General features: G+C 77.7%; 7 protein-coding genes. All 7 read left to right on the plus strand.

Annotated features, from left to right (window positions below; all coding sequences use genetic code 11):
* Nucleotides 1–15 precede the first annotated feature (15 nt).
* Nucleotides 16–417, plus strand: coding sequence for a TadE/TadG family type IV pilus assembly protein (locus ABD823_RS33825; RefSeq protein ID WP_344866934.1), 402 nt, complete (start codon nucleotides 16–18; stop codon nucleotides 415–417).
* Nucleotides 405–1559 (plus strand): pilus assembly protein TadG-related protein, encoded by a 1155-nt coding sequence (locus tag ABD823_RS33830; protein ID WP_344866936.1) that lies wholly within the window; start codon nucleotides 405–407, stop codon nucleotides 1557–1559. Before ABD823_RS33825 ends, ABD823_RS33830 begins: the two co-directional genes overlap by 13 nt.
* Before the next feature lie 9 nt (nucleotides 1560–1568).
* Nucleotides 1569–2336 (plus strand): Flp pilus assembly protein CpaB, encoded by a 768-nt coding sequence (gene cpaB / locus ABD823_RS33835; protein WP_344866938.1) that lies wholly within the window; start codon nucleotides 1569–1571, stop codon nucleotides 2334–2336.
* 104 nt (nucleotides 2337–2440) lie between these two features.
* Nucleotides 2441–3664, plus strand: coding sequence for a CpaE/TadZ family protein (locus tag ABD823_RS33840; RefSeq protein WP_344866940.1), 1224 nt, complete (start codon nucleotides 2441–2443; stop codon nucleotides 3662–3664).
* Between the two features lie 5 nt (nucleotides 3665–3669).
* Nucleotides 3670–5085, plus strand: a complete 1416-nt coding sequence (locus tag ABD823_RS33845) for a TadA family conjugal transfer-associated ATPase (RefSeq protein WP_344866941.1) — start codon at nucleotides 3670–3672, stop codon at nucleotides 5083–5085.
* 14 nt (nucleotides 5086–5099) lie between these two features.
* Nucleotides 5100–7226 carry a type II secretion system F family protein gene (locus ABD823_RS33850; RefSeq protein WP_344866942.1) on the plus strand — a complete coding sequence of 709 codons (2127 nt, stop codon included), beginning with the start codon at nucleotides 5100–5102 and terminating at the stop codon, nucleotides 7224–7226.
* Nucleotides 7227–7230: 4 nt separating this feature from the next.
* Nucleotides 7231–8157 (plus strand): type II secretion system F family protein, encoded by a 927-nt coding sequence (locus tag ABD823_RS33855; protein WP_344866945.1) that lies wholly within the window; start codon nucleotides 7231–7233, stop codon nucleotides 8155–8157.
* The last annotated feature ends 124 nt before the right edge of the window (nucleotides 8158–8281 follow it).

The raw sequence follows: 8281 nt of genomic DNA on the forward strand, positions 1-8281 counted from the left end.
CCGGGTCGGTGATCCATGGTCGCGCCTCCCGCGGTCCCGGCGGCGGGCGCCGCCGCCGTGGAGACCGCGCTCATGCTCCCGGTGATCCTGTTCCTGGTGTTCGCGGTCATCGACTTCGGGCGGATGTTCAACGCCCAGATCACCCTCACCGAGGCCGCGCGGGAGGGCGCCCGGTCCGTGGCGCTCGGCCATCCCGCCGAGCCGCGCGTGCTCTCGGCGGCCCGGAGCCTGCCGGCGGTCACCGTCGCCGCCGCCGACTGCCCGGCCGTCCCCGCCCCCGACGCCGACGCCGTCGTCGAGGTCACCCACTCCTTCGAGTTCGTCACGCCCGTGGCGGGACTCGCCGCGATGTTCGGCGGCGGCCTGGACGGGTCCATCACCCTGTCCGGCAGAGGAGTCATGCCATGCCTCGGTTGACGCGGCCCCGGCCGGCGCGGCGCACCCGCCGGCCGGCGTGCCCGCCGCGGCCGCGGGGCGACGCCGGAGGCGTCGCCGTCCTGCTGTGCGTGCTGCTGGCCGGCGGGGTGCTGCTGGGCATGGGCGCCCTCGTGCTCGACGTGGGCCGCCTGTACGCCGAACGCGAGGAACTGCAGAGCGGCGCCGACGCCGCCGCCCTCGCCGTCGCCGAGCAGTGCGCCCGCGACGCCGGCCTGTGCGGGCCGGCGCCCGCCGCCACGGCCCGCCGCTACGCCGGCGCCAACGCCTCCGACGGCGCGACGGCCGTGGAGGAGCTGTGCGGGCGGACCGGGAGGAACGGGACCGGCGGCCTGCCCGCCTGCCCGCCGCAGGCCGACGACCTGACCGCCTGCCTCGGCGACGTGCCCGCCACCGCCACCTACGCCGAGGTGCGCACCCTCTCACTGACCGCCGGGGGGCAGACGCTGCTCCCGCCGATCCTCGCCCGGACGCTGCTCGGCCGCGACGGCTACGCCGGGGCCGAGGTGCGGGCCTGCGCCCGCGCCGCCTGGGGCCCGCCGCTGCGGGCCACCGGATTCGGCCTGACCATCTCCCTGTGCGAGTGGCGCGCGGCCACCGCGGACGGGACCGCGTTCGCGCCCGCGCCGCCCGCCGCCGTCCCCGCCGCCGCCGAACAGGTCATCCGGCTGCACACCACCACCGCCGGGACCTGCCCGGCCGGCCCCTCCGGCGGCGACAGCCCCGGCGGGTTCGGCTGGCTCGACGACTTCGACGGCGCCTGCTCGGTGACCGTGGCCGCCGGCGGCACCTACGGCGGCGACCCCGGCGTCTCGCCCTCCCAGGCCTGCCGCGCCGCGCTGGCGACGGCCCGCGCCGACCGCGCCGTCACCTACCTGCCGGTCTTCCGCGAGGTCACCGCCAGCGGGCAGAACACCATGTACACCATCGAGGGGTTCGCGCCGTTCGTCATCACCGGCTACGCCATGACCGGCGCCTCCGCGCCGTCGAGCCTGACCGGCCAGGAGCACTGCAAGGGCTCCGACAAGTGCGTCTACGGCTACTTCACCCGCTCCCTCATGCCCGTGCGGGGCAGTCTCGGCGGGCCCGACCTGGGGGCGTCCATCGTGACGCTCATCGGATGAGGAGGCCCGGTGAGATCACGCCTCCTGCTGCTGCTGGCCGCGCTGCTGCTGGCCGGTGCGGGCACCGCCGCGGTGCTCGCCTACGTCTCCGGCGCCGAGTCCCGCGCCCTGGAGGGCAAGCGGGCGGTCACCGTACTGGTCGCCGCCGAGCGCATCCCGGCCGGGACCACCGGCGAGCGGATCCGCTCCGGCGGCTACACCGAGCAGCTGCGCGTGCCCGCCGAGACCGTCCCGGCCGACGCGCTGGGCGCGCTCGACGCCGCCCTGGACACCCTGCGGGTCACCGCGGACGTGCAGCCGCGCCAGCTGCTGCTGCGCGGCATGTTCGCCGCGCCGAGCCCCGCGGCCGGCGGCCTGGAGATCCCCGAGGGCAAGCTGGCGGTCGCGGTGGAGCTGAGCGCCGCCGCCGACGTCGCCGGATACGTCCGCCCCGGCACCCAGGTCGCCGTCTTCGACACCTTCAACGTGCTCGAGGGCGAGCCGGGCGTGCCCACGGGCGACAGGCTCGCCGAGGGCCGCACCACCAACCGGGCCACCCGCGTGCTGCTGCCCCGCGTCCAGGTCCTGGCCGTCGGCCCCCGCCCGGCCACGGCCGAGGCCGCCGAGGCCGGCCAGGAGGTGGAGCGGACCCTGCTGGTCACCGTGGCCGTCAACCAGGACGAGGCCGAGCGGCTGGTGCACGCCGCCCAGACCGGGACCCTCTACCTGGGACTGCTCACCGACACCACCGACGTCGGCCCCGGCGCCGGAGTCGACAACCGTTCACTGTTCCGCTGACCGGGCCCTCCGCGGGGCGGAGACCCGCGGGCGGCCCCGCGAACCGGGGCCGGACCGCGCGGCCCCGCCCGCGGACCGGCCCGCGGACCTGGAAGGAGGAGGCGTTGACCGTCCTGTACGAGCCGCGGCCCGCCGAGGCCGCGCACCTGGCCGCGCACCTGGCCGCGCTGCCGGGACCGGCCGTGCGGACCGCGGGGTCGGCGGCCGAGCTGGCCGCGCACCTGGCCGCCGACCCCGGCGAGACGCTCGTGGTCGTCGGCCCCGGCGCTCCCGGCGCCGAGGCCACGGCGTTCGCCGCCGAGCAGCGGCTGCGCCGCCCCGCCGTCGGCGTCGTGCTGCTGCGCGCCGACGCCCCCATCGACCTGCTGCGGGAGGCGCTGCGCGCCGGGGTGCGGGAGGTCGCCGACCCCCGCGACCCGCACGCCGTACGGCGTGCGTGCGAGCGCTCGCTGGAGCTGTCGCGGCAGCTGACGGCCGCGTCCCGGACCGGCGCGCCGGCACCGGCGCAGGCGGGCGCGGCGGACGGCACCGCCGCGGGGCGGCCCGGGCGGATCGTCACGGTGCTGGCCACCAAGGGCGGCTGCGGCAAGACCGCGATCGCCGTCAACCTCGCGGTGACGCTCGCCGCGGGCGGTCGCCGCCGGGTCCTGCTCGTCGACCTCGACGTGGAGTTCGGCGACGTGGCGATCGCGCTGCAACTGACCCCCGAGCGCGGCCTGGCCGACGCCGTCGCGATGGCCGACCGGCTCGACGAGACCGGCCTGCGCTCGCTGCTGACCCCCTACCGGCCCGGACTGGACACGCTGCTGGCGCCGCCGCGCCCCACCGACGGCGAACGGATCACCGGGCCGCTGGTCGGCGAGGTGCTCCGGCTGGCCCGCGGCGTGTTCGACCACGTCGTCGTCGACACGCCCCCGCACTTCTCCGACCCCGCGCTGGCCGCCCTCGACCTGACCGACCACCTGCTGGTGCTGACGGAGCCCGACGTGCTGACGCTGAAGAACACCCGCATCGCCCTGGAGACGCTGGACCTGCTCGGCCAGCCCGCCGAGCGGAGGATCGTCACCCTCAACCGGTCCGGCTCGCCGGTCGGGCTGACCACCGGCGACGTCGAACGGGCACTGGGCACCCCGCCCCACGCGCACGTGCCCTCCAGCGCGGACGTGCCGCTCTCGCTGAACCGGGGCGTGCCGCTCGCCGACGACCCCGCCCACCCGGTCAGCCGCGCCCTGGCCGACCTCGCCGCCCGGCACCTGCACGCCGTACCGGAGCAGCAGGCCCGGCGCGGGCACGGGCGGCGCGGGCTGCTGCGGCGGACGGGCAGGTGACGGCGGTGGGACTGACCGACCGCATCGCCCAGCGGCAGCGCGCCGGAGCCCACCGGGCCGGAGCACCGGCGGGCCCGGCCGCCTTCCCGCCGCCCGGCGAGGAGACCGCGGCGCCCGCGGAGGGCGGCGCCGGGGCGGCGCAGGCCCGGCCGGCCGACCCGCTCGCCCCGGTGCGCCACCGGGTCCACCGGGCGCTGCTGGAGGCGCTCGGCCCCCGGATGTACGCCGACAGCGGCGACGACGACGACCTGGCCCGGACGGTGCGCGAGACCATCGGCGAGGTCCTGTCCGCCGAGGAGACGCCGCTGACGGCCGCCGACCGCGCCCGTGTCGCCGCCGAGGTCGCCGACGACATCCTCGGCCACGGGCCGCTGGAGCCGCTGCTGCGCGACCCCGGCATCACCGAGATCATGGTCAACGGCCCGGACCTGGTCTTCGTCGAGCGCGCCGGGCGCCTGGAGGAGACCGGCACGCGTTTCACCGACGACGCCCACCTGCGGCGCGTCATCGACCGCATCGTCTCGCGGGTCGGCCGCCACGTCGACGAGGCCAGCCCGATGGTCGACGCCCGCCTGCCCGACGGCAGCCGCGTCAACGCCGTGGTCGCCCCCATCGCGCTGGACGGCTCCCTGCTGACCATCCGCAAGTTCTCCGCCGACCCCTACACCGTCGACGACCTGATCTCCTTCGGGACGCTGACCCCGCCGGTGGCCCAGGTGCTGCAGGCCTGCGTGCGCGGCCGGCTCGACATGGTGATCAGCGGCGGCACCGGGTCGGGCAAGACCACCACGCTCAACGTGCTGTCGGGCTTCGTACCGGCCGGCGAGCGCATCGTCACCATCGAGGACGCCGCCGAGCTGCAGCTGCGCCAGAAGCACGTGCTGCGCCTGGAGTCGCGCCCGGCCAACACCGAGGGCCGGGGCGAGGTGACCATCCGCGACCTGGTGCGCAACGCGCTGCGCATGCGCCCGGACCGGATCGTCGTCGGCGAGGTCCGCGACGGCGCCGCGCTCGACATGCTGCAGGCGATGAACACCGGCCACGACGGGTCCCTGACCACCGTGCACGCCAACACCCCGCGCGACGCCCTGGCCCGGCTGGAGACGATGGTGCTGATGGCCGGGGTCGACCTGCCGGCCCGGGCGATCCGCGAGCAGATCGCCTCCGCGGTCGACGTGATCGTGCAGGTGACCCGGATGAAGGACGGCGTGCGCCGCATCACCCACGTCACCGAGGTGACCGGCATGGAGGGCGACGTCGTCACCCTGCAGGACATCTTCGCCTTCGACTACCGGGCCGGGATCGACGAGCGGGGCCGCTACCGGGGCACGCTGGTGCCCACGGGACTGCGGCCGTCGTTCCTCGACGAGATCGCCAAGGCGGGCGTCACCCTCCCGCCGGGCCTGTTCGGGGCCTGGTGAGCAGGGTGGACGCGGTGAGCACGGTGGACGCGGTGCGGACGGCGAGCGGTGCACGGACGGCGGGCAGGGCGCGCGCGGCGGGGACCGCCGTCCTCGGCCTGGTGCTCGCGGTCTCCGCCGCCCTGGCGGCCGGGCCCGCCCCCGCCCGGTCCGCCGCCGTCCCCGCCGGGGCGGCGTCCCCGGGGGGTTCGGCGTCCCCGACCGCCGCACCGTCCCCCGCGCCGGGGGCGGGCGGCCCGTCGCTGGCGGTCAGCGCCGTACGGGCCGTGCCCGGCGCGGCCGAGTTCTACCTGACCGCCCGCGACCTGCCCGACGGCGTCTCCCTGGAGCGGGCGCGCATCACCGTGCACGCCGCAGGCGCGCCGCTGGCCGCCGCCATCGAGTCGGCCGGGACCGCGGACGCGGCCGCCCCCGCCCGCACGGTCGTGATCGTCTTCGACGCCAGCGGCTCGATGGCGGGCGGCGCCATGACCGAGGCGCGCGAGGCCGCGCTCCGCTACGCCGGAGCCGTCCCCGCCGACGTGCGGATCGGCCTGGTCCGCGTCGGCGACCGCGCCGAGGTCCTGCTGGAGCCCACCGGCGACCGCGACGCCTTCGCCGCCGCGGTCCGGAGCCTGCGGGCGCGCGGCGAGACGGCCCTGTACGACGGGGTCGCCGCGGGCAGGGAACTGCTGGCCGCCTCCGGCGGCGAGCGGCGGCTGCTGGTGCTGTCCGACGGTGCCGACACCTCCTCCGGCACCTCCCTGGACCTGCTCGCCCTGCGGCTGCGGCGCGACCCGGTCCCGGTCGACGCGGTGGCGTTCGGCACGCGCACCGACGACGAGGCGCTGCGGCGCCTGGCCGCCTCCGGCGCCGGGAGCGGCCGGGTCCGCCACGCCACCGAAGGCGGGGGGCTGGCCGAGGCGTTCCTGTCGGCCGCGGCCTCGTTCTCCGCGCCGGTCCGCGTCACCGTACGGGTGCCGGACTCCCTGGCCGGCCGGGCCGCGCGCCTGACCGTCGAGGTCCGGGCGGGCCGGCGGGGCCCGGCCGGCCCGGAGGCCGGCACCTCCACGCCCGCGGGGAGTGACGGCCCGGTGGTGGCGGGCACGACCACGGCGGTGCGCTTCGCCGCCGCGCCGGCGGTCTCCTCCTCCGCCGCGCCCCTCGCCGAGGCGGCCCCCTCGGCCGGACCCCCGGCCTGGCTGTATCCGGCCGGCATCGCGGCGCTGCTGCTGGCCGTCGCCGCGGCCGCCGCGGCGCTCGCCCCGCCCCGCCGGGGCCTGCCCGCCGCCCGTCTCGCCCAGCTCCGGCTCGCCGCGCCGGGCCGTACCGCCCCCGCGGGCGGCGCCGGAGCGGTGGTCCTCGGCGTGCCGGAGGCCGCCCTGGCGCTCACCGACAAGGTGGTGCGCGCCCGCGGCCGGCACGAGCGGCTCACCGCCCAGCTCGAGGAGGCCGGCATGAAACTGCTGCCCCACGAGTGGACGCTGCTGCGGATCGGCGTGGCGTCGGGCGCCGCGCTCCTGCTCGGCCTGCTGCTGTCCCCCCTGGCCGGGATCCTGCTCGGGCCCGGCCCCGCCTGGGCCGGCTGCGAGCTGTACCGGCGCCACCGCGCGAGCAGGCGGGCCCGGCTGTTCGCCGAGCACCTGCCCGACGCCCTGCAGCTGGTGGTCGGCTCGCTGCGCTCCGGCTTCTCCCTCGGTCAGGCGCTGGCCGCCCTCGTCCGGGAGGCGGCCGAACCGGTCGGCACCGAGTTCGGCCGGGCCCTGGCCGAGACCCGGCTCGGCGTCGACCTGGAGGACGCGCTGGAGCGCGTCGCCGGGCGCACCCGCTGCCGCGACCTGTCCTGGCTGGTCATGGCGATCCGCATCCAGCACGAGGTCGGCGGCAACCTGGCCGAGATCATGGCGACCGCGGTGGACACCATGCGCGAACGCGCCCAGCTCCGCCGCCACGTGCGCACCCTCACCGCCGAGGGCCGCCTGTCGGCCTACGTCCTGACCGGGCTGCCGGTCGGCATCGGCGCCTGGATGTTCCTCATCCGGGGGGAGTACGTGCGCCCTCTGCACACCGAGCCCCTCGGCATCGCCATGCTGGCCGCCGCCGTTCTGCTGGTCGCCGTCGGCGCCTTCTGGATGAGCCGCCTGGTCAGGGTGGAGGTGTGACACCGTGGGCGCACTGCTGCTGATGGCCGCCTTCGGGGCGCTGATCGGCGCCGCCGCCCTCGCCTGGCGGGCGCTGGGCGCGGGCCGTGCCGGGCGGAGGGTGACGGCCGCGCGGCTGGCCGCCGTCGAGAACGTCTACGGCGCGGGCGCGGCGCGGCCAGGGGCGGAGCCCGAGCCGTTCACCGACCGGGTGCTGCGCCCGCTCGCGGCCCGCTTCGGCGGGCTCGGGCGCAGGCTCACCCCCGCCGGGCTGGTCGCCCGGCTGCACCGCTCGCTGTCGTACGCCGGCAACCCGCCGAAGTGGCCGGCCGAACGGGTGATGCAGGCCAAGGGCCTGGGCCTGGCGGGCGGCGCCCTGCTCGGCCTGCTGTACGGCGCCGGCCTCGGCGCCGCCGGGGCGCTCGGGGGCGCGCTCGCGGGGGCCGCCGCGGGATTCCTCCTGCCCGACCTGCTGATCTACAACCTGGGTCTGCGCCGCCAGCAGGAGATCGCCCGGACGCTGCCGGACGTGCTGGACATGCTCACCGTCAGCGTGGAGGCGGGGCTGGGGTTCGACGCCGCCGTGGCGCAGGTGCGCACCAACGCCGAGGGGCCGCTGGCGGGGGAGTTCGGCCGCATGCTGCGCGAGATGCAGATCGGCAAGCCGCGCGCCGACGCGCTGCGGGCGATGGCCGGGCGCACCACGGTGACGGAGCTGCGCGGCTTCGCCTCGGCGGTGGTGCAGGCCGGCGAGCTCGGCATCCCGATCGCGAACGTGCTGCGGGAGCAGTCACGGGAGATGCGGCTGCGCCGCCGCCAGCGCGCGGAGGAGGCGGCGCAGAAGGTCCCCATCAAGATCCTCTTCCCGTTGCTGTTCTGCCTGTTCCCGGCCTTGTTCGTCATCATCATCGGCCCGGGGGCGCTGCGCATCATGGAGCTCATGGGCGCCTGACGACCGCCGCGGGAAACGCTCCCGCGCGTACGGCGGAGCGCGTGCATCGGCAGGTGAACACGGGACTTCAGGGTTTGCGGCCGTCTGCAACCGGGGTGCACCCGCACCGCACTGGGACCGCTAC

The organism is Planomonospora alba (assembly GCF_039534085.1).
GTDB classification, from domain to species: Bacteria; Actinomycetota; Actinomycetes; order Streptosporangiales; family Streptosporangiaceae; genus Planomonospora_B; species Planomonospora_B alba.